The organism is Xanthomonas sp. MUS 060 (genome assembly GCF_000963215.1).
GTDB lineage: Bacteria > Pseudomonadota > Gammaproteobacteria > Xanthomonadales > Xanthomonadaceae > Xanthomonas_A.
On sequence record NZ_JZIM01000001.1, the window covers coordinates 1 to 20,551 of the forward strand.

Below are 20,551 nucleotides of genomic sequence, written 5' to 3' on the forward strand. Positions count from 1 at the left end.
GGCCCATTCTTCATCGGATACGTCGGTCGGATAGGAGCGTGCTGGCTTCATCCGCTTACGATAGCCGCGAAAGCCTCAAGTTCATAACACGCTCTAAGCGGTTCTGGGGCGCGGTGCGGTGTCGTGCAGGCTGGAGGCCGGGCGAGGTGGCGTTCGGTGAGGATTACGCTCCGATCCCGGTGGATCATGCTGGCATGCCGCTGCACGCCGACCCGCATCCAGCACCGACATCGGCAACGCCGACAAAACCGACAACGCCAGCGTAGTACAGCGGCAGGTCAGTTCGCTCTAATGCGTGCGCGGTCTTGCGTGTGTCATTTCCATGCGAAGGTATTTATCCGATCGGCGGTGGATCAATCTGCACGAGGCAGGGCTTGTTCTGATGGTCGGTGTGGATGGTGCATCGCCATGAACTTCAGCGCCTTGGCGCTTGTGCGGTGTTGTCCAGGAACAGCATCTGTGGTGGTGGATGCATCAGGAACTGTTGGTGGGAGATATTCCAGGCGTAGGCGCCGGCCAGTGAAAACGCCAGGCAGTCTCCCGGCGCCAGCGCGGCGACTGGCTGGTCGCGTGCCATGACGTCCTTGGGTGTACACAATTGTCCGACCAGGGTCACTCGCGCATCGCATAGCACTGGCGTCTGCGTACCGCGTAGCACCTGGAATGGGTGATCGTGCCCTTGCGCAGCGGGCGTGCGGAAGTGATGGGTGCCACCGCGGCCGATGGCGAAATACGCGCCATGGCTGCGCTTGATATCCAGCACTTCCATCAGGTACCAGCCGCAGGCGGCGCTGACATAGCGGCCCGGCTCCAGGCGCAGGCGCAGATCGGCGCCGTGCGCGCGCAGTCGTGGGGGGAGTCCGGTGCAGAACGCGGCCCAGTCGAACGAGGCTTCTGGTACGGCATAGTCCACGCCGAAGCCGCCACCGGCGTTCACTATCAACGGCCCCAGTGCGTAGGACTGGCGCCAGCCTTGCACGAGTTGCAAGTAGTGGGTGATCAGCCGCAGGTGCACTTGCGCATCGCGCTGATGCGACATCAGGTGGAAGTGGAATCCATCCATGCGCAACATTGGACTCTCGCGCAGCAGGCGCAGTGCCGCGTCCAGGTCGAGCAGGTCCAGCCCGAATGGCGACGGCCGCCCGCCCATGACCAGGCGTGTGTCCGGCATGTCGGGTACCGCGATATTCAGGCGCAGGAACACCGAGACCGGACGCGGTGCTGACGCGGCGATGTGCGCCAGTCGCTGTAATTCGCTCAGGCTTTCCACATGCACGCTGCAGTTGGGCAGGCTGGTGGCCAGTTGCAGTTCGGTGTCGAGCTTGCCGGGGCCGCCGAACAGCAGTGGCTGTCCTGGCTGGTGGCGGTGCAGCCATTGCAGTTCTCCGCCGGAGGCGGCCTCGAAGCCGTTTACCCAGGGGGCCAATGTGCGTAGCAGCGAGGGTTCGGCATTGGCCTTGGCGGCATAGAACAGTTCGCACTCTGCAGGTAATTGCGTGCGTAATCTCGATACGTGCGCATGCAGTGCGGCCAGGTCGTAGACGTAAGCGCAGACGGGACCATCGGCCTGCGCGCGTAGCTGCGTCAGCGCGGCTGGTAGCGGTGTCGGATCGATGTGCAGGCTCACGCGGCCACCTGTCGTCGCGTCGATGTACCGATTGGATTGGGCAAGGCGCTGTAGTCGGCATGGCGGTCGGCGCGTTGCAACAGACGCGTGCATAGGTTGTTCTTTGCCGGTAACGGCGCGCCATCCAGCAAGGCCTGCAATGCCGGCTGTGTGCCGTTGCGTTGTTGCCAGTGCTTGGCGATGTCGCCGACGATCCGCCAGAGTCGCCGCTCGCGATGCGCGTGGCCGTCGGCGAGATGGAAAATCGCTTCGGCCAGGTTATTGACCAGCGCACAGTAGGTGATGCGGTTCCAGCCGCGTTCGGCACTGTAGTACAGCGATTGCCGCGCGGCTTCGGACAGGCCGTGCAGACGTGTGGCAGGCCAGCGCGAGGGCAGCAGTTTGGTGCCTTCCAAATCGCGGATCCATAACTGTGTCGGTAGGCCATCGACGCTGCCGATCACGGTGTTCTGCAAATGTGGTTCCAGCACGATGCCGTAGGCGAACCATGCGCTCCACACACCGTCCAGCAGCAGGCGTGCATAGCTGCGAAACCAGGTCGAGGTGGCTGCATCAAGGCTGTCGCCGTGGCGCTGCGCCAGTGCGCGCAACGGCGCGGCGCAAGCCGGCTGGCCGCTCGTGTCGCACGTGAATAGCGCCCCTGCCACTTGCGGACGCAATCGTTGCCGCTGCGCGGTGGGAATCGTCTGTCGATAAAGCACGCCGAAACTCTCGCCGAGTTCGCGGCAGGCTTGCGTATCGGGATCGAGCGCGGAAAAATCCAGATCGGTGGCCGCTGGCTCCAGCAAGACGTGGAACCCAGGCACGCGCTGCGCCAGCGCGCGCCAGGCCGGTGCCAGCAGGTGGGTCAGCGCCACCGCGCTTTCCAATTCGTACCACGCGTTCTTGCGCACGCAGTTGGTCAGGCGCACATGCACCGACAGCTTGAGGAAGTAGTCCAACTCGGCGTGGTAGAGCGTGCGCACCGATGAGGTTGGGCGCAGCGTCAGGCCGCGTTCGCCCAGTGGCTCGATCCAGCCGTGTGCTTGGGCTTGGCGCAGGAGGGGATGCGCCAGTACGCGCTCGGCCTCCCATGGGTGGCAGGGATACAGACCAGCGCTGCCGCTGGCCTGTGCCAGGGTGGCGCGCACGTCCACGCCCTGGGCGCGATACAGGCGCGGATCGATGCGGAACCAGAACAAGGGGAACTGGCTGCGCGCTTCCGGCGAACAGGCCAGCACTTGCGCTAGCGGCACACCTTCGCGGCTCTTGGGTGTGGGATGAAAAGCATGGCCCCACAGCATCGATTGCTCGGCATCGATCAACGCATCGCCACTGGGCATCGCGGCGGCTGCGTTGTGCAGCAATTGTGTGGTGATGGCGATGCTGTTGTCGCTCTGTGCGAGCAGCGCCAGGTTGGGCGCTTGGCCGTCGCTCAGTTCTTGCAGCAGCACACGCACCAGCGCGGCGGCATCGAGGCAGTGCCAGGGGCGGCCATCGGCTTTTAGATACGGTGCGGAGGCGAAGCGGCAGCGACCTAGTGCGTCGGCATGCGCCAGGCGCACGCACAATGTTGCAGCTGACGGCAGTTGCAGGCGCAGCCAGCGTTCCTCAGTGCTGCTGCTGCCGGGACGGTCCAAACCACGGTAATCCAGATCGGCCATACCGCGTCCGAGTGCGATTTCGCGTAAATAGCAATTGAGCCAGCAGGTCATCGCGTGTGCTTGCGCCAGGGTGTCGTGCCAGGGGTCATGCATCGGCAACAGGGACATGGAGGTTTCTCCGAACGGATGTGAGCAACAGCGCTGGCGGCAGCGCTAACAGTGCGGCGATGCCGGCGGCGAGGAATGGCAATGCCACACCATGGCCTTGCACCAGGACGCCAGCCAATGCGCCACCGGCGACGCCAGCGAACTTGCCGGCCGCATCGAAGCGTCCGAACAAGCGTCCGGCGTTGTGTCCGCCAGCGATGTCGGCGAGGCTGCGATTGAGGCCGCGCAGGGCCATCCACATGCCAAGGCCGAACAGCAGCCGTGCCACGATCAGCCAGTGGGGCGTGAGCGATGCGGTGTGCAGCAGGCAGGCCAGCGCGAATAATCCCAAGCCTGCCGGCAACGGCGAGGCATTGCGGGCGTGTCCACGCCAGCATGGCAGCAGGATCAGATAGACCAAGTGCGGCAGGCTGTACAGCAGGCCGGCGCCGGCGCTGTTGTCGATGCCATGGGCCTGCGCATACGGCAGGAAGTATGGAAACGTCACGACCATCGCGAAACAGAACAGGCATTGCGTTGCCCACAGCGTCCATTGCCGTTGTGGCGTGTACGCGTGCGTTGTGCTTGCGATACTGGTCGGCGTGTTGCGGCGGCGCGGAGGATCCGCTGGCAGACGCCAGCTCAGCGTGAACGCCAGCAGCGGCAGCAACGCCAGATAGCGGTACAGCGATTGCGTGGGGCCCAGTGCGGTGGCCAGGCCGAGCAGGCTGGGCGCGCTGACCATCGCCAGACGCGCCGAGAACTGAGTCCAGTCCAGCGCGCGTGCCAGCGGTCCGTGCTGGGCTTGGGTCGTCAGATAGGCATTGGTCGCGGCCAGTGAGCCACCGCAGGTGCCTTGTACGACCAAACCGGCGATCAGCCAGCCCATGTTCGGGGCGAAGCCCGCCATGGCGAAGCCCAGCGCCAGCCCCAGTTGCGCGCGCAGCAGCGAGCGCTTGCGTCCGTAGCGATCGGCCAGCCAGCCCCAGGTGCTGGCGGTGAGTGCGGTACACAGGGTGGGTAGCACGTACAGCACCCCGCTCCAGCCGATCGCCGCGCCGGGTGCCAGTTGCTGCAGCACTTGCGGCAGGAACAGCGGCATGCCCAGCGCGGTGAAAGCGGCCAGATAGTGTGCGGCCAGCACGGGACCGAGGATGCGTTTCACGGTGTGGTCTGCGTCGCGGTCGTCGGCGCGGTGACATCCAGTCCGTCGCCTAGCAGATTGGGCGCGCTATCGCCGTAGAACTTGTTGATATCGGTGGCGCCGGTGAGCTGCTTGCCGAGCAGGCTGCCGGCGCTGAGCAGATACTTGACCGGTAGTCGCGGCGCGGCCAGCAGTGCTTGTGCCGGTGCGGTGTCGATGCCGTCGGCGCGTAGGGCACGCAGGCTGTCGTACAGGCATGCGCGCAAGCGGGTGTATAGCGGCGCGCGCAGCGCTGAGCGCCATTGGGCCAATCCTTCCAGCACGGCTTGCAGGTTCAGTTGCAGGATGATGGTGCAGAACATCCGGGCCAGCGCGTTGTCGTCGTCCACCGCGATGCGCGCATCGCGTGGCGGCCCCAGCGCGGCCAGCGTTGGTCGTTGCGCATGCAGCCGCGAGAGCATCACCCGAGCCGCGTCGTTGTCGCCACCGCGCTTTCCAATTCGTACCACGCGTTCTTGCGCACGCAGTTGGTCAGGCGCACATGCACCGACAGCTTGAGGAAGTAGTCCAACTCGGCGTGGTAGAGCGTGCGCACCGATGAGGTTGGGCGCAGCGTCAGGCCGCGTTCGCCCAGTGGCTCGATCCAGCCGTGTGCTTGGGCTTGGCGCAGGAGGGGATGCGCCAGTACGCGCTCGGCCTCCCATGGGTGGCAGGGATACAGACCAGCGCTGCCGCTGGCCTGTGCCAGGGTGGCGCGCACGTCCACGCCCTGGGCGCGATACAGGCGCGGATCGATGCGGAACCAGAACAAGGGGAACTGGCTGCGCGCTTCCGGCGAACAGGCCAGCACTTGCGCTAGCGGCACACCTTCGCGGCTCTTGGGTGTGGGATGAAAAGCATGGCCCCACAGCATCGATTGCTCGGCATCGATCAACGCATCGCCACTGGGCATCGCGGCGGCTGCGTTGTGCAGCAATTGTGTGGTGATGGCGATGCTGTTGTCGCTCTGTGCGAGCAGCGCCAGGTTGGGCGCTTGGCCGTCGCTCAGTTCTTGCAGCAGCACACGCACCAGCGCGGCGGCATCGAGGCAGTGCCAGGGGCGGCCATCGGCTTTTAGATACGGTGCGGAGGCGAAGCGGCAGCGACCTAGTGCGTCGGCATGCGCCAGGCGCACGCACAATGTTGCAGCTGACGGCAGTTGCAGGCGCAGCCAGCGTTCCTCAGTGCTGCTGCTGCCGGGACGGTCCAAACCACGGTAATCCAGATCGGCCATACCGCGTCCGAGTGCGATTTCGCGTAAATAGCAATTGAGCCAGCAGGTCATCGCGTGTGCTTGCGCCAGGGTGTCGTGCCAGGGGTCATGCATCGGCAACAGGGACATGGAGGTTTCTCCGAACGGATGTGAGCAACAGCGCTGGCGGCAGCGCTAACAGTGCGGCGATGCCGGCGGCGAGGAATGGCAATGCCACACCATGGCCTTGCACCAGGACGCCAGCCAATGCGCCACCGGCGACGCCAGCGAACTTGCCGGCCGCATCGAAGCGTCCGAACAAGCGTCCGGCGTTGTGTCCGCCAGCGATGTCGGCGAGGCTGCGATTGAGGCCGCGCAGGGCCATCCACATGCCAAGGCCGAACAGCAGCCGTGCCACGATCAGCCAGTGGGGCGTGAGCGATGCGGTGTGCAGCAGGCAGGCCAGCGCGAATAATCCCAAGCCTGCCGGCAACGGCGAGGCATTGCGGGCGTGTCCACGCCAGCATGGCAGCAGGATCAGATAGACCAAGTGCGGCAGGCTGTACAGCAGGCCGGCGCCGGCGCTGTTGTCGATGCCATGGGCCTGCGCATACGGCAGGAAGTATGGAAACGTCACGACCATCGCGAAACAGAACAGGCATTGCGTTGCCCACAGCGTCCATTGCCGTTGTGGCGTGTACGCGTGCGTTGTGCTTGCGATACTGGTCGGCGTGTTGCGGCGGCGCGGAGGATCCGCTGGCAGACGCCAGCTCAGCGTGAACGCCAGCAGCGGCAGCAACGCCAGATAGCGGTACAGCGATTGCGTGGGGCCCAGTGCGGTGGCCAGGCCGAGCAGGCTGGGCGCGCTGACCATCGCCAGACGCGCCGAGAACTGAGTCCAGTCCAGCGCGCGTGCCAGCGGTCCGTGCTGGGCTTGGGTCGTCAGATAGGCATTGGTCGCGGCCAGTGAGCCACCGCAGGTGCCTTGTACGACCAAACCGGCGATCAGCCAGCCCATGTTCGGGGCGAAGCCCGCCATGGCGAAGCCCAGCGCCAGCCCCAGTTGCGCGCGCAGCAGCGAGCGCTTGCGTCCGTAGCGATCGGCCAGCCAGCCCCAGGTGCTGGCGGTGAGTGCGGTACACAGGGTGGGTAGCACGTACAGCACCCCGCTCCAGCCGATCGCCGCGCCGGGTGCCAGTTGCTGCAGCACTTGCGGCAGGAACAGCGGCATGCCCAGCGCGGTGAAAGCGGCCAGATAGTGTGCGGCCAGCACGGGACCGAGGATGCGTTTCACGGTGTGGTCTGCGTCGCGGTCGTCGGCGCGGTGACATCCAGTCCGTCGCCTAGCAGATTGGGCGCGCTATCGCCGTAGAACTTGTTGATATCGGTGGCGCCGGTGAGCTGCTTGCCGAGCAGGCTGCCGGCGCTGAGCAGATACTTGACCGGTAGTCGCGGCGCGGCCAGCAGTGCTTGTGCCGGTGCGGTGTCGATGCCGTCGGCGCGTAGGGCACGCAGGCTGTCGTACAGGCATGCGCGCAAGCGGGTGTATAGCGGCGCGCGCAGCGCTGAGCGCCATTGGGCCAATCCTTCCAGCACGGCTTGCAGGTTCAGTTGCAGGATGATGGTGCAGAACATCCGGGCCAGCGCGTTGTCGTCGTCCACCGCGATGCGCGCATCGCGTGGCGGCCCCAGCGCGGCCAGCGTTGGTCGTTGCGCATGCAGCCGCGAGAGCATCACCCGAGCCGCGTCGTTGTCCTTGAGCAGTAGGCGTGGCGAACGTTCGGGTGCGTAGATCAGCACGCTGTTTTGTTGGTTGGCTTCCAGCGCGATGCCATAGCGCAGCCATAGCCGTAGATGGACCTGGCACATCAGCGACGCATAACTGTCCCACCACGCGGTCAGGTCGCCGCCATGGAAGCGTTCGGCCAGGTGCATGGCCAGCGGGCGCCCGTCGGGCATTGGCGCGCACAGTGCGGCCACCGGAACCAGTGTCGCCTCCGGCAGTGGCGGATAGCGGCGTAGTAGATAGGCGAGATGGCGTGCATCGCCGACATGCCCGGCGTGCGCTTCGTCCACGTGCAGGTAGCGTGGCGCCAGCGCCGCATCGTGCGCGGCGATGTCGCTTAGCACGCATTCGAACCAGTGTCCGTCGTACAGCGTGGATGGTTTGATGAGCCGCAGGTTGAGTGCGCCGAGGGTGCGCATCGGTACCGGCAGCTTGAGATGGTGATCCGGAAACATCAGTGGGATCACTGTGCGCAGCGATAGCGATGGACGTACCTGTAGCCAGGGTTGTGGTGCGACGATTGCGCTTGCTGGTAAGGGGAAATCCGCCCCGCCCAGGCGTGAGAAGAGCAAGGGATGCACTGGCCATGCGACATGACTGGCGTCCAGTGCCGGATTCAGCCCGAGCAGGCTCGGTTGTGGCCAGAATGATGGTGGTGGCGTGGTCTGTACGATGTGCGCGGACGGCAGCGCCAGCCAGCGCAGCGTGAAACTCGGGCCGAACTCCGGTGCGTAACGCGGCAGGTCGGCATCGTCCAGGCCGACTTTGGCACGCGCGGTCGGATAGAAGGGATGATCGCGGTGGCTGGCCAGTTGTTCGCAGCGGTAGGCGCGTTCGTGCGCGTCGCTGGCATCCAGCGCGGCGGCCAGCAGCGGTTGCTGTTGCAGGTAGGCGTGTCGCGCCAGTCGACGCTGACGTACCGCGCAATCAGCCTCCTCGACATAGGCGCGATGGAGTGTCTGCGTTTGCGCGTCGCATCCAGCGCCCATTCGCGCCAGCCATTGGGGCGTACCGGATTCGAACACGCTGCGTTGCGCCGTGTGCAGGATCCAGCCGTCGCTGCACGCGCTGAGCTCCTGCAGATAGCCTTGGCGCCGTACTGGAAGCCACAGCTCGCCGTCTGGCAGGTGCGCGATGCGCCACCAGATGACGTTGGCGATCGGCTGCGGCCAAGCGGCGAGGACGGCGGGCGGCGGCGTGGCGATGCTGCCGCGGCTGGTGATGCCGTGCAGATCCTCGCGCAGGCAAGCATCGATGATGCGCACGGCAATGTAGTGACGGTCGGCGTCGTGATTTTGATTCATTGTGTTGCTCCGGCCTTGGCATCGATGTGCCATTTCAGCGGCGCTTCGGCGTTGACGAGTGCATGTTGCAGGTCGTCTGTGGTGTCGGCGAGCACGTGCAGCGCGCCCAGATAATCCTTGTTGGAATGGCTTAAGCGGATGTCCTGGCCTGGTTGTCGCAGGCAGCGATAGTGCGTTTCCCATCGCGTGTCGCTGCAGGATTGGTCGGCACTGGCGAGTGTCAGAATGCCCTCGCGTTCTGCGACGTAGTAGCGCACCAGCGCATGTTCGCGGCACGCGCGCAGCGTCGGCAGCGGTTGTCCCAGATGCAGGCCGAGCACGCTATCGAACCAGCGTCCGCCGAACAGGCGATCGAGCAGAAATTCGCGCCCGTCGCCGATACTGCGATAGTTGATTTCCACCAGGACCGGGCCGTCGGCGGTGAGGATGAATTCGCTATGGCAAACACCGAAGCCGATGCCGAAGGTATGCAATTGCGCCAACGCTTGCTGCACGAGCGGGGTATCGACCGCGCCGCGCCAGCGTGCCTGGCATTCGACGAAATACGGCGGTGACGACAGGCGCACATCGAAGCCGCCGAGCGCTTGCAATCGCTGTCCGTCGCCCAGCGTCTCCAGGGTGAACAACGGGCCGTCCAGTACGCTTTCCAGCAAGACGCTGCGTTGTGGCTGGCGCTGCCAGAGCGCGTCAAGATACGCTTGCAACGCAGCGGTATCGGCGCAGTGACGCACGTCCTGGCTGGCGACGCCTTCGCGCGGTTTGGCGATCAGTGGCCATGGTGCTTGCGTCGGTGGCGCCGCGCCCGGTGGCAGACAACAGAACCAGGGTGTCGGCAATCCGTGCGCGCGCAGGCGCTGTCGCATCGCGGCCTTGTTCTTGGCCGCGTAACAGATCGGCCAGTCCTTGCCGGGCACTCCAAGCGCGGTGGCGACCAACGCGGTGCTGGTTTGCAGGTGATCGCTGTTGCTGAACACCGCGCATGGTTGCACCGGCATGGTGTCCAGTAGATCGAGCACGCTGAGCGGATTGAACACGTCGCATTCGAGTACCTGCACTGGCCCGGCCGGTGGGTGATGGTGGAAGTGCTCCAGATGAGCGTGGCCGTGGTCGGTCAGCAGCAAGACCGGCACGCCCAGGCGTTGGGCGGCGGGGAGGAAACCATCGGTCACTGCGCGATGGCAGATGTGGCTGAGGATCAGCAGGGGTGACGCGTGTGAAGTCATGTGGGCTGCTCGTCGAACGCAGGCGTGCGCATGCCTGCGTGGCCGCGAGCGGGCGGACACGGCAGGCGCGCCGCGTCTGCGGCGGGTTGCGAGGTTGCCTGGCATACGCATCGGGCGCATGCTGGGTCGGGAGAGGACGCGGGGGCGTCCGTTACATCGGCCCGCGTCTTTCGCGGGCGGCACCGCGCCGTTACCGTGCGCGGTGTTGCCGTCGCTGATGTCGTGGTACGACGCCGGCGACGATCAGAAGCGGTATTGCAGGCCGAAAGTAACGCTGCGGCCAGGTGCGGGCTGGCGTCCCCACGGACTGGTGTCGATGCCGCGGTACCAGTAATTGCGGTCCAATAGATTGTTCACTGCCAGCGAAGCAGTGAGCTGGTGGCCGTCGTCCTCGCTGAGCACCCGGCTCACGCGTGCGTTCCACACCCAATACGAGGGGAGCTCGCCGACCGAGGCAATCGTGTTTTCCTGCACGCTGTTGGCGGCATCGCTGAAGGCGCGGCTGAAGTAGTCACTGGACATCGTGACCGTGGTGCGACCGGATTGGTAACAGGCGCCGAGCGTCAACTGGTTGCGTGAGGTGTAAGGCACGCGTTTGCCGTCGTAGAGACCCGTTTCCTGGCGTGCGTCCAGATACGCATAGCCGACGTTGAAGGTCAGTGTGGGCAAGCGTGCTGGGCTCCACTGCAGTTCCACCTCGCTGCCCTGGTGGCGGGTTTTGCCGAGGTTGCGGTAGCTGCGCGTGGTGTTGTCGAGCTGGATTTGCTGGGCGAAATCGATCCGGTAGCTGCCGAAATGCACGCGGGTGCGCGTGTTGGGCTGGTAGCGCGCGCCGACCTCGTAGTTCCATGCCTGCTCGGCGTCGAGGTTGTCGCCGAAGATGATTTGGGTGACTTGCGGCGCGCGCAGCGAGCGTTGTGCGTCGGCGTACACATACCACTGCGGGTTGGCCTGCACGCCGAGGGTTACGCCGGGGAGGGCGTCGCTGGTCTTGTTACGCGTGCGCGCACCGTTGGCGAGGTTGTCGTAATGCGCATCGACCTGTTCGTAGCGCAGCCCCGGGGTGAGGGTGATGCGGTCATTGGCCAGCGCGATGGCATCGCTGACGTAAGCGGCGATGCCATGGTCCTTGAAGCGCCAATCGCGCATCAGGGTATAGACGCCGTCGCGCAGACGGGTAGTGCCGACCAGGAAGTCGATGTCTTCGTTGATCGCCCGCGCGCCGAGTGTCCAGTGTTGGCGCAGTGCGCTGTTACCCATGCTCCAGTGCAGTTGCGGCTCGCTCCCGTAGACGTGGAAGTCGCGCGGTGCGCTCTGCCGCAGTTGCGGCGGCAGGTCCGCGCGCCAGGTCTCGGAGGAATCCTGGCGCAGGCCGACCACGAAGTCGCGGCTGCTGCGCGCGCTGAAGTTGCTCCACTCCAGACGCAAATCCTGCAACGGCCCCAGGTCGCCGAAATTCTGTTGATAGACCAGCGAGGTGCGGGTGGTGCGCCCGCTGAAGGTATCCAACGGGCGTGTGGATTGGCGTGGGTTGTGGCGGTAGTCGGCCGGTGCCAGCGCACCGGCGAGGTCCATGTCGGCGACGTAGCGCTGTACGCTGGCCTTGAGCAGTTTGTCAGGCGCCAGCCACCATTGCGTGCGCAGGCGCAGGTTCTTGATGTCGGTGGCGCTGTGGTCACGCCAGTAATCGCCCTTGGTCCAGTTCGCGTCCAGTTGCAGGCCAAAGCGGTCGTTGGCATAGCCGCCGGTGCTGATCGCGCTGTTGCCGAGGAAATGTCCAGCGCCGCCAGCGGTGAGGTTTTGTCTCAGTAAGGTGGTCCATGTGCTGGGGATGTCTGGACTGATCAGATTGATGACGCCGCCGACGTTGTTGGGGCCGTACTGCACTGCCGCGCCGCCGCGCACGATATCGATCCGGTCGATCTGATTCAGGTCGACCGGGAACAGCGAGAGGCTGGTTTGCCCGTAGGGTGCCAGTGCCAACGCAATGCCATCCTCCAGCACCTGCACCCGACCGCTGCGGCTCTCGTACAGGCCGCGCAGCATGATCTGCGGCAGCGCACCGGTTCCGGTCTCGTCGAATATCTTGATGCCCGGTACCCGCTGCAGCGCGTCGTCCAGCGCGCGGTTGGCGCCGCCGCGCAGTTGCGCGTTGTCGATCAGCTGCCGGCTGCCGGCATAGTGCTGCACGTCTTCGGCGCTGGCGCGACCGAGCAGGTTGCCCTGCACCTGTATTGCGTCGAGCTGCCGGATCTGCGTCTGTGTGTCGTGCATCTTGTCGAGGTCCTGCGCTTGCTGCGCGTACCCGCTCGATGGGGCGAGTGCGATGGCGATGGACAGAACAGCGGGAGGAAATGCCGTGCTCATGATGAAGACGTCAGGAGAGCGCTCAGTGATTGCGTAGATCGGTCGCGTGCTGCCGCAATGCGGTTTGTAGCAGCGCGCGATCTTCGCCAGCGAACAACCATTGCAGATCCGCTTGCGCCAGCCAGTGTCGGTGTTGCGCTGCATCGCGTGGATTGGGGCAAAACGGCACGTTGGCGTCGCGGCAGGCGGCGGCGATTGCCAGCAGATGTGCCCAAACCTGCGGATGGGTTGGCTGCGGACCAAGCCCCAAATCCAGCGCCAGGTCCAGCGCGCCTTCCATCACCAGCGACACGCCGGGGACTTGCAAGATCTGCGGCAGCGCATGCACGCCCGCCGCGCTTTCGATCATCGGCACCACACGCACGCTGCTGTGGGTACGTTGGAGATAGTCGGTCAAGCAGACGCTGCCGAAGCCGGTGACGCGCCCACCGCTGATGCCGCGTCGGCCATGTGGCGGAAAGTGCGCAGCGGCCACGGCACGCTCGGCCTGTTCGGCGTTTTCCAGTCCGGCCAACACCACGCCGCGGGCGCCGGCATCGAGCACCCGGCCGATCAGCTTGGCATCGACCTCCGGTACCCGCACCCATGCTTCGCAGTTGCCCAGTTCGCAGGCGCGGATCGCGTGCTCCAGTTCCGTCGGCGAGCGCAGGACATGCTCCAGATCGAGCACGGCGAAGTCGTAGCCGACATGGCCGAACATCTCGCACAGCAGGGGGCTGGGGATGGAATTGAGTAACCCGATCTTGCAGGCCATGGGGGAAGGCGAGCGGCAGTGGGAAAGAATGCCTACTCTCTCATAAACGATAACGCTTATCAATATGATTGGCTTTTATGGAAGCCCCGCCGGCGATTTCTGTGCGCCATGGTCGTTTGTCTGCGTGGGCGGACATCGGCTTTGTGGCAGATCGAGCGCAGACCGGTGCATGCGTGTGCGATGGTGCGATGCTTCCAGGGCTCCGGCGCAGGCGGCTCCCAACCCCCGTTCTGCTTGTCCAGGTCGGCTCAGCCCCTGGCCTCAGTGCGTTGCCTTGCGCAATGCCCGATATGGCGGTGTCGCCATCACCATGTCCGCCAGCGAGTGGGCCAGCTCGCGTTCTGCCATCACGGTGCCATCGGCGCCATGGTCGAGTAGGTGCTTGACCTCGGCATCGCTGTGGGCGCGCGCCAGCAGGGTCAGCTCCGGGTTCAGTGCGCGCAGCTTGACCAGCGCTTCGCCGGCTTCTAATGGCTGCGGGATTGCCAAAATCGCGATTGTGGCCTTTTCCGGGTGCGCCTCGGCCAGGACAAGATCGGCGGTGGCGCTGCCGCGGATGCCAGGGAGGCCGTCGGCATGGGCGCGCTCCACATGTTCGCGGTTGTCGTCGACCACCAATACCGGTACGCCGTAGGTGCGCAGCACTGCGGCCAGCGTGCTGCCGACCCGGCCGTAGCCGATCACGATGGCATGCCCGGCCACGTCCAGGGATGGGCCGGGGGGCAGCTCCGGTTCCGGCGTGACCGGTGCCTGCGCGGCCTGACGTGCCTGCCAACGGTCCAGCCAGCTGAACAGCAACGGATTGGCGATGATCGATAACAGTGCCCCGGCCAAAATCAGATCGCGCCCGTTCTCCGGCAGGATCGCCAGGCGCATCCCCAGGCCGGCGAGAATGAAAGAGAATTCGCCGATCTGCGCCAGGCTGGCGGAGATGGTCAGGGCGATGCGAATGGGGTGGCCGAATGCGCGCACGATCAGCAAGGCGGCCAGCGACTTGCCCACGGTAATGATCAAGAACGTCACCAGCACCTGCCATGGATGTTCGAGCAGAATGTGCGGATTGAACAGCATGCCGACCGAGACGAAGAACAGCACGGCGAACGCGTCGCGCAGCGGCAGAGAATCGCTGGCGGCCTTGTGGCTGAGTTCGGACTCCTTCAGCAGCATGCCGGCGAAGAAGGCCCCCAGCGCGAACGAGACCCCGAACAGCGTGGCCGAACCGAATGCCACGCCAAGTGCGATTGCCAGCACCGACAGCGTGAACAGTTCGCGCGAGCCGGTCGCGGCTACTTTCTCCAACGCCCATGGAATGACGCGGCGGCCCACCAGCAACATCACCGCCACGAACGCTGCCATCTTCAGCAGGGTCAGGCCCAGTGTGTCGAGGATCGAACCAATGTCGGCGCCTTTGTCGCCCAGTGCGTCGGCCAGCGCGGGCAACAGCACCAGCGCCAACACCATCACCACATCCTCCACGATCAGCCAGCCGACCGCGATGCGCCCGCGCTGCGTTTCCAGCAAGCGCCGTTCCTCCATCGCGCGTAGCAACACCACCGTACTGGCGACCGACAGTGCCAGGCCAAATACCAGGCCGTGCAGCGTCGGCCAATGCATGCTGTAGGCCAGGCCCCAGCCGAGCAGGGTCGCGACCGCGATTTGCGCCAGCGCGCCGGGGATCGCGATCCATTTCACTTCCAGCAGGTCTTCGAGCGAAAAGTGCAGGCCGACCCCGAACATCAGTAAAATCACTCCCAGCTCGGACAGCTGATGCGCCAACCCCTGGTTGGCGACGAAGCCGGGAGTGAACGGCCCAACACAGATGCCGGCCAGCAAATAGCCCACCAGCGGCGAGAGCTTGAGGCGGTGGGCGAGCGTGCCAAGCAGGAATGCCAAGCCGAGCCCGACCGCGATGATGTCGATGAGGCCGGTGTCGTGGTTCATTCATATTTTTGCAACAGACAGTGCCATTGAGTGTCGCCGATGCGGCTGTGGTCGGCAAATTGGCAGGTGGCGGGCGGTGTGCCGCACGCGTCGCATCGCACCGCGTGGGGTGCTGAATGGCGGGGCTTCGCGGGTGTTCATGGCCCGAATTGTGGGGGCGCGGCTTGACCCATTGTGCGGTGCGCGTTGCAGGGAGTGATGGTTGCGACAGTGTGTGGTGTGCATGGCGTCATCGACCGCAGCTGTGGCTCTACTGGGATGGCAGCTGCGTTAATGCTGAGAACCTCATCGCATGCACCTGCCCGCCTTCTGCAACTCCCTGTCAGGAAAGATATTACAGGGTTTTGTCGGAGGTGAAATGTCTACTGTTTTGCGCGATGCTGTCGTGTATGTTTGCGCCAATTCGGAATACCGCCAGGACCAATGTGGCATGGCTAGATTAAAAAATTTCGCGAATGGAATCTTGCTCAGCGCCATTTACTGTGCGGTCTATCTGGCGGTGTGGAATCTGTCGTTGGACCAGTGGTTCCTGCCGGCTGGTTTGCGCGCGGCTACGCTGCTGTTCGTCCCGTTGCGACTGTGGCCCTATCTGCTGCTCGGCGACGCGGCGGCGTTGCTGGTCTTGCGCGCGCCGATGATCGATCAGGGCGAGAGCGCGACATGGGTGTTTCTCAGTCCATTCCTGCTGATGCCGATGTCGGCGATACTGCCGCTGTGGTTTCGTCGGCGCGTCCCCGATATGTTGGTATGGCAGGAACGTCTACTGCTGGTCGTCCTGGCGATGTCGTTGTGGGGCGTGTTGGTCAACAAGGCATTGAACTGGTTCTTCGACGGGCCTGCAAACTACATTAATCTGGAGAATGCCCTGAAATTCTGGATAGGTAACTATCTGGGCATTCTTGTATTCGTACTGCCTGCGCTGCTGTGGGTGCGCCGCGAAGGTCCGATGCTGGTGTCGCGCCGTCTCATCCATGATGGTTTGATCGCGGCGGTCCTGATCGTCGCCTTGTATTGCCTGGCGATGAATACGCCTGCCGGCGTGGTGCGGCAATTCTTGCTGGTGCTGATGATCGTTCCCGGTTTCTGGCTGACGCTTTCGCATCATTGGCGCGGTGCTGCGATCGGTATCGTCCTGGCCGACATCGCGGTCGCGATGTCTCTGCCCAAGGTGCATCGTGTAGGAGCCTTCGATTTGGATACGTTCTACGTCCAGATGCTGGTCGCCTTCGGCAGCACCACTTTGTTCATCCTCGGGACCAGGATCTCCGGTGTGCTGGATCTGGCTCGGCGGCTCGGGTTTGCCGAACAACAGGCGCTGCAGGTCGCCCAGGCCAGCTATATGTCAGCCGAACGGACCCTGCGTAATCGGGTGATCGAATACAGCGATATCCACGTCCACATCAATAAGCTGCGCCGTGACATCGCGATGTCGCTGAAGCAGCACGGTCACTATGCCGCAGCCATGGAAATGAATCGTACCGGTGTCATCCAGGCACAGTTGCTGGACGATTATGTCGCTGCTTTGTATCCACTGGAAATTGAAACGCATGGCCTTTATGGGGCGCTGGGTTCTATCGCGTTCGCCAATTCGTGCGATACCGAAGTGGAGACATACTTGCGTGGCGACTCGCGAAGGTTGTCGATTGGTCTGCAACTGGCGGCCTACCGTTGCGTATTCAACGCACTGGATATTCTGCCTAGCGCGGGGCGTCATCGGATCACTGCCCGTGTGTGGACTGCCAATGGCCGGCGTGGGGTGCTGCTGAGCGTCGAGGCCGACTCCAGTATGCCGGGAGGCAAAACGGGTCGCGATGTTGACGAGGTCGATGACGAACTGGCCAGTCGGCTAAAAGCTCATGACGGCGCCTGCCGGCGCCGCCATGAGCGGAAACTCAGTTTTCTGGTCTCCGAGCCTCTAGAGAGGCCGGCGCTTCTTGATTGATTAATTTTTGATAGTGACGGTCCAGGTATCGCCGTGGACACCGTTGGCGACCTGGACGATGAAGTAAGCGGTATTGCTGACCACCGTGCCATTTCGGCTGTCGAAGCTATCGACGGTTTTTACCCGATACATGTCCTTACCTATCGGCATCACCCGCGCGGTGTTGCCAACACTCGAGATCACGCCGCGGATCTGGCCTGTGATGTCGCTGATCTGCAGATAGGTCGCGCCATTGCGCTCGAACTGATAAATGCCCACGGATGGGTTCGTCGAAAGATTGCGAGTCGGCGATGAGCTTGCGCTGAAACTATTGTTGGAGATCGGGGAGCCATTTCCACCTCCGGGGCAGCAACTCTGTGCATCGGCGGCGACGATCAGCATCGAGCATAGAAAAATGGCGGAGGCGATCAGGGAGGCTTTCGAAGTTTTCAACATGGCTATTTCCTTATCAAATTCGAGATTTTTTGCCTGCGGTTCAGGCGGTTGCACATTACGCGAATCGCACCAAAAGGCTGTCGACAAGTAATTGGTGGCGCGATACTTGTGATATGAGCCATCATTTATTGAGATGTGCATCTATTCATTTATGATGTGCTGCAAAATTTCGTGTAAAAATTCTGGGATTATCAGCTCTGAAAATATCGGTGCTGTCTTGCGGAAAATTCAGGGGGTGTCTGCGGCAGGGGCCATTGATGGAGCCTGTGAACAAACCTCGAAAATTCCGATTGAATTGCTCAGGGTTTCCGGGACATCTCATTGCATGGAAGATGGCAAGTTCGCAGGTGTGTGCGAACAGCAAGCCGTATACCGATGAGTTCGAAAGACAATCGGTCTGTCAGGTGGCCGATCCCGAATTCAAGGTGGTGGAGGTGGCCGAATGATCAGGCGTGAGAGCGTGCAGTTACGCTTGGCTCGGTAAGTTTGGTAAGGCCGGCATCGTGCAGCGGGCTGAGCGCGATCAATGCGCCAAGGTTCGGCGCCTGAAGGCGGAGTGATGCCGTGTCGCCGAGGGGCGCGACATCCAAAATGTGTCCCATGGACTGGTGTGCAGCATGAGTCGTCGCGGAAACTGCCACGACATTGCATCAGTGCAGAGCTTCTTCGGCCTGCTCAACGGTTCGCGGATTAGCCGAGTGATCTATCCAACGCAGGAACGCACGTGCCGCCGCGTTTGACGACATCGAGATGTTGTACAACCCAAACGCCACCACGGTTCTAACAGCGACCTATCGCCTGTAGAGTGCGAGCGGCGCGACGCGCAGCCAGGGTCATGAGTGCCGACAGAGCGCTGGACGATTCAATGCGCGGTTATTTAGAGTCGCTAACAAAACAACGGTATCGCTGCCGGACCGGCGCGCGCAGTGCTCGGAATCCTCATGCACCGTTGAACACGGCGGTTCCTGCGCGCTGTGCGCACCGATCCGACAGCGACTGGCGATGTGTTGTCAGCCACTCTTCGGGTTGATGCAGTAACTCAGACAATCATCGGGTTGAGTCGATATTTTCTTGCGGGGAGTGCTTGGTCGTGCGTGGGGAGAGCAAAGCGTTGCGTATTGCTGGAGGAGACGACGATCGTGCTCAGCCGCGCCGCCACCAGCGCAGGCTGTAGGCGGGGAGGGCGTCATCCCAGTCCGCCAGCGTTGCAGCATCGTCGCCGCCATCGGCGATGGCCTGCCATATGCCCTCGCCGGTGATCGCCGTTAGTTTCACAGCCACAGGTTGTGCGCTGAAGTTGTAGATGGCGAAAAAATCCTCGCCGCGGGCGAGGCCGAGTAAGGCCGGATCGTGCAACGGCACAGCGCGCAGCGGCTGGTCGGCGGCCAGGGCCGCGGTGCTCGCGCGCGCATCGATCAGGCGGCGCAGCCTGGAATAAACCTGCCCAGTAAGCTGATTGCTGTCGTGGCGTTGCGCGGCGCGCGCCCAGTCCATCATCGGGCGATGCAACCAGCGGCCTTCATGGTGGCGCAGCGGATCCTCGCGGTAAGTCGTGTCGTTACCCAACGCCAGTTCGTCGCCCATGTACAGCAGTGGAATACCAGGCATCGCCAGCGCGACTGCATAGAGCAGCACCAGGCGGCGCACGGCCAGTTCCAGTGCGGCGATATCGCTGGCGGCCAAGGCTGCTTCGATACCGACCAATGCTGCGCTCATGCCGTTGCTGCCGTGCACGCCTTCGCCGCTGCTCTGGAATGCTTCGCCGCGCGCATAGCTGCCTGGGAGTTTGCCGGCGTAGAACTGCGCCACGCGCGTCAGCGCGAACGGTGCCACGCCATCGCCACCAGCGGCTTCGCGCTGCAGCACATTCCAGTTGATGTCGTCGTGGCAACGCACGTAGCTCAGCCAGCCGCAGGCCGGCGGCAGCGCGGGCGTCTGCGCGATCGCGTTGTACATGATGTCGCCGCGTTGCTCGGCTAGTGCCACCCAGCCAGCGGCCATCAGCGTGCTGTGGTAGGCCAGATGGCATTCCTGGCCGCCCGTCGCGGCGGTGCCGAAGTAGGGTGGAAGTTGTGCCATCGGCACGATGGCTTCGGCCTTCAGCAGCACGGCCGGAGCGAGGATGTCGGTGAGCGCGCGCAGTGCCTGCAGGATCGTGTGCGCTTCCGGCTGGTTCATGCAGTCGGTATTTGGGCGTTTCCACAGGTAGGCGGTGGAATCCAGGCGGAACACTTCCACACCCAGGTTGGCCAAGTGCAGCAGTGCCAATGCCATTTCGCCGAAGACCGCTGGATTGCTCCAGTCCAGATCCCACTGGTAGGGATAGAACGTGGTCCACAGCCAGGCATCGGCGTCTTCCACCCAGGTGAAGTTGCCTGGGGCGGTATGCGGAAATACCTGCGCCAAGGTGTGTTCGTAGCGGTCGGGCGTGCCGCGGTCGGGAAAGTGGTGGTAGTAGTCCAGGTAGCGTGTGTCGCCGCGCTTGGCCGCCAGCGCCCAGGGATGGTCGTCGGCGGTGTGGTTGAGGACGAAATCGGCGCACAGGCTGATGCCGGCCTGGCGTAGGCGTGTGGTGAGTGCGATCAGGTCGGTGTTGTTGCCGAGTCGCGGCTCGACCTGGCCATAGTCGCTGACTGCGAAGCCGCCATCGTTATCGCCCGCGCGCGCGCGCAGGAATGGCAGCAGGTGCAGGTAGCGTATGCCTAGTTCCTGCAAATACGGTACACGTTCGCCCACTCCGCTCAGTGTGCCGGCGAAGCGGTCTACATAGGCGCTGTAGCCGAGCATGGCCGGTGTGCCGAACCAGTCGGGTGCGCGCTCGACATCCAGCCGGCGCAGGTCCAGTGGACGCACGTTGGCGGCGTTGGCGAGTTGTTCGAGCCACTGTGGCATCCATTGCGCAAACGCTGGGTGCTTGCCGTAAAGCGCGTGCAATGGCGCCAGTAGGCGCTCGCCGTGTACTTGCAGGCGCGGCAGCACTGTCGCGGCGACATCCGCGTGCAGGTGTTGCTGCCACAGTGTGTGGGCGGCGAGAAGGGAAGGCGTGTCGGGAGAGGAAACAGTCATG

At 63.8% G+C, this 20,551-nt stretch carries 12 protein-coding genes, 1 other RNA gene and 4 pseudogenes; 4 read left to right on the plus strand and 13 right to left on the minus strand.

The window, feature by feature from the left end:
• Positions 1-95: 95 nt before the first annotated feature.
• Positions 96-266: pseudogene (locus tag XANALMUS060_RS21680) on the plus strand (fatty acid hydroxylase); the annotation flags it as partial.
• 149 nt (positions 267-415) lie between these two features.
• Here XANALMUS060_RS21680 and XANALMUS060_RS00005 read toward each other — a convergent pair.
• From XANALMUS060_RS00005 to ybaL, 11 genes and pseudogenes are all read right to left on the minus strand, one after another.
• Positions 416-1,627, minus strand: coding sequence for a type III PLP-dependent enzyme (locus XANALMUS060_RS00005; RefSeq protein WP_045736627.1), 1,212 nt, complete (start codon positions 1,625-1,627; stop codon positions 416-418).
• Entirely contained in the window at positions 1,624-3,378 is a 1,755-nt protein-coding gene (locus XANALMUS060_RS00010) for an IucA/IucC family protein (RefSeq protein ID WP_045736628.1), read from the minus strand. Before XANALMUS060_RS00010 ends, XANALMUS060_RS00005 begins: the two co-directional genes overlap by 4 nt.
• Positions 3,356-4,522, minus strand: a complete 1,167-nt coding sequence (locus XANALMUS060_RS00015; protein WP_045736629.1) for an MFS transporter — start codon at positions 4,520-4,522, stop codon at positions 3,356-3,358. Before XANALMUS060_RS00015 ends, XANALMUS060_RS00010 begins: the two co-directional genes overlap by 23 nt.
• Positions 4,519-4,983 (minus strand): annotated as a pseudogene (locus XANALMUS060_RS00020) (IucA/IucC family C-terminal-domain containing protein); the annotation flags it as partial. The pseudogene XANALMUS060_RS00020 and the gene XANALMUS060_RS00015, both read right to left, overlap by 4 nt.
• Positions 4,977-5,882: pseudogene (locus XANALMUS060_RS00025) on the minus strand (IucA/IucC family protein); the annotation flags it as partial. The pseudogenes XANALMUS060_RS00025 and XANALMUS060_RS00020, both read right to left, overlap by 7 nt.
• Entirely contained in the window at positions 5,860-7,026 is a 1,167-nt protein-coding gene (locus XANALMUS060_RS00030; RefSeq protein WP_045736629.1) for an MFS transporter, read from the minus strand. The gene XANALMUS060_RS00030 and the pseudogene XANALMUS060_RS00025, both read right to left, overlap by 23 nt.
• A complete protein-coding gene (locus tag XANALMUS060_RS00035; RefSeq protein WP_045736631.1) occupies positions 7,023-8,822 on the minus strand; it encodes an IucA/IucC family protein in 1,800 nt (599 codons plus the stop codon). The genes XANALMUS060_RS00030 and XANALMUS060_RS00035 overlap by 4 nt, the downstream gene beginning before the upstream one ends.
• Positions 8,819-10,045 (minus strand): carboxylate--amine ligase, encoded by a 1,227-nt coding sequence (locus XANALMUS060_RS00040; protein ID WP_045736632.1) that lies wholly within the window; start codon positions 10,043-10,045, stop codon positions 8,819-8,821. The genes XANALMUS060_RS00035 and XANALMUS060_RS00040 overlap by 4 nt, the downstream gene beginning before the upstream one ends.
• A 243-nt stretch (positions 10,046-10,288) precedes the next feature.
• Complete coding sequence (locus XANALMUS060_RS00045) at positions 10,289-12,319, minus strand: TonB-dependent siderophore receptor (RefSeq protein ID WP_235430311.1); 2,031 nt, start codon at positions 12,317-12,319, stop codon at positions 10,289-10,291.
• Positions 12,320-12,434: 115 nt separating this feature from the next.
• Positions 12,435-13,166: an aldolase/citrate lyase family protein gene (locus tag XANALMUS060_RS00050; protein ID WP_045736634.1), complete on the minus strand. Its 732-nt coding sequence runs from the start codon at positions 13,164-13,166 to the stop codon at positions 12,435-12,437.
• A gap of 261 nt (positions 13,167-13,427) precedes the next feature.
• Positions 13,428-15,107: a YbaL family putative K(+) efflux transporter gene (ybaL, locus tag XANALMUS060_RS00055; protein ID WP_045736635.1), complete on the minus strand. Its 1,680-nt coding sequence runs from the start codon at positions 15,105-15,107 to the stop codon at positions 13,428-13,430.
• Between the two features lie 430 nt (positions 15,108-15,537).
• Here ybaL and XANALMUS060_RS00060 point away from each other — a divergent pair, with 430 nt between their 5' ends.
• Entirely contained in the window at positions 15,538-17,049 is a 1,512-nt protein-coding gene (locus XANALMUS060_RS00060) for an MASE1 domain-containing protein (RefSeq protein ID WP_082064739.1), read from the plus strand.
• Here the strand turns inward: XANALMUS060_RS00060 and XANALMUS060_RS00065 are convergent, their stop codons facing one another.
• Positions 17,050-17,625, minus strand: coding sequence for a hypothetical protein (locus tag XANALMUS060_RS00065; RefSeq protein ID WP_235430280.1), 576 nt, complete (start codon positions 17,623-17,625; stop codon positions 17,050-17,052).
• A gap of 455 nt (positions 17,626-18,080) precedes the next feature.
• Here XANALMUS060_RS00065 and XANALMUS060_RS21685 point away from each other — a divergent pair.
• Together XANALMUS060_RS21685 and XANALMUS060_RS18050 are read left to right on the plus strand one after the other, a co-directional pair.
• Positions 18,081-18,323 (plus strand): annotated as a pseudogene (locus XANALMUS060_RS21685) (IS3 family transposase); the annotation flags it as partial.
• 102 nt (positions 18,324-18,425) lie between these two features.
• A non-coding RNA gene (locus XANALMUS060_RS18050) (sX9 sRNA) lies at positions 18,426-18,500 on the plus strand.
• A 127-nt stretch (positions 18,501-18,627) separates the two neighbouring features.
• Here the strand turns inward: XANALMUS060_RS18050 and XANALMUS060_RS00075 are convergent.
• On the minus strand, positions 18,628-20,550 hold the full coding sequence (locus tag XANALMUS060_RS00075) for an alpha-amylase family protein (RefSeq protein ID WP_082064742.1): 1,923 nt from the start codon (positions 20,548-20,550) through the stop codon (positions 18,628-18,630).
• Position 20,551 lies beyond the last annotated feature (1 nt).

Excerpts from the sequence above, each read along its gene's own strand:
- XANALMUS060_RS00010 (WP_045736628.1), bottom strand. The coding sequence starts at position 3,378 with ATGTCCCTGTTGCCGATGCATGACCCCTGGCACGACACCCTGGCGCAA.
- XANALMUS060_RS00060 (WP_082064739.1), top strand. The coding sequence starts at position 15,538 with ATGGCTAGATTAAAAAATTTCGCGAATGGAATCTTGCTCAGCGCCATT.
- XANALMUS060_RS00065 (WP_235430280.1), bottom strand. The coding sequence starts at position 17,625 with ATGCACATCTCAATAAATGATGGCTCATATCACAAGTATCGCGCCACC.
- XANALMUS060_RS00040 (WP_045736632.1), bottom strand. The coding sequence starts at position 10,045 with ATGACTTCACACGCGTCACCCCTGCTGATCCTCAGCCACATCTGCCAT.
- ybaL (WP_045736635.1), bottom strand. The coding sequence starts at position 15,107 with ATGAACCACGACACCGGCCTCATCGACATCATCGCGGTCGGGCTCGGC.
- XANALMUS060_RS00035 (WP_045736631.1), bottom strand. The coding sequence starts at position 8,822 with ATGAATCAAAATCACGACGCCGACCGTCACTACATTGCCGTGCGCATC.
- XANALMUS060_RS00075 (WP_082064742.1), bottom strand. The coding sequence starts at position 20,550 with ATGACTGTTTCCTCTCCCGACACGCCTTCCCTTCTCGCCGCCCACACA.
- XANALMUS060_RS00045 (WP_235430311.1), bottom strand. The coding sequence starts at position 12,319 with ATGCACGACACACAGACGCAGATCCGGCAGCTCGACGCAATACAGGTG.
- XANALMUS060_RS00050 (WP_045736634.1), bottom strand. The coding sequence starts at position 13,166 with ATGGCCTGCAAGATCGGGTTACTCAATTCCATCCCCAGCCCCCTGCTG.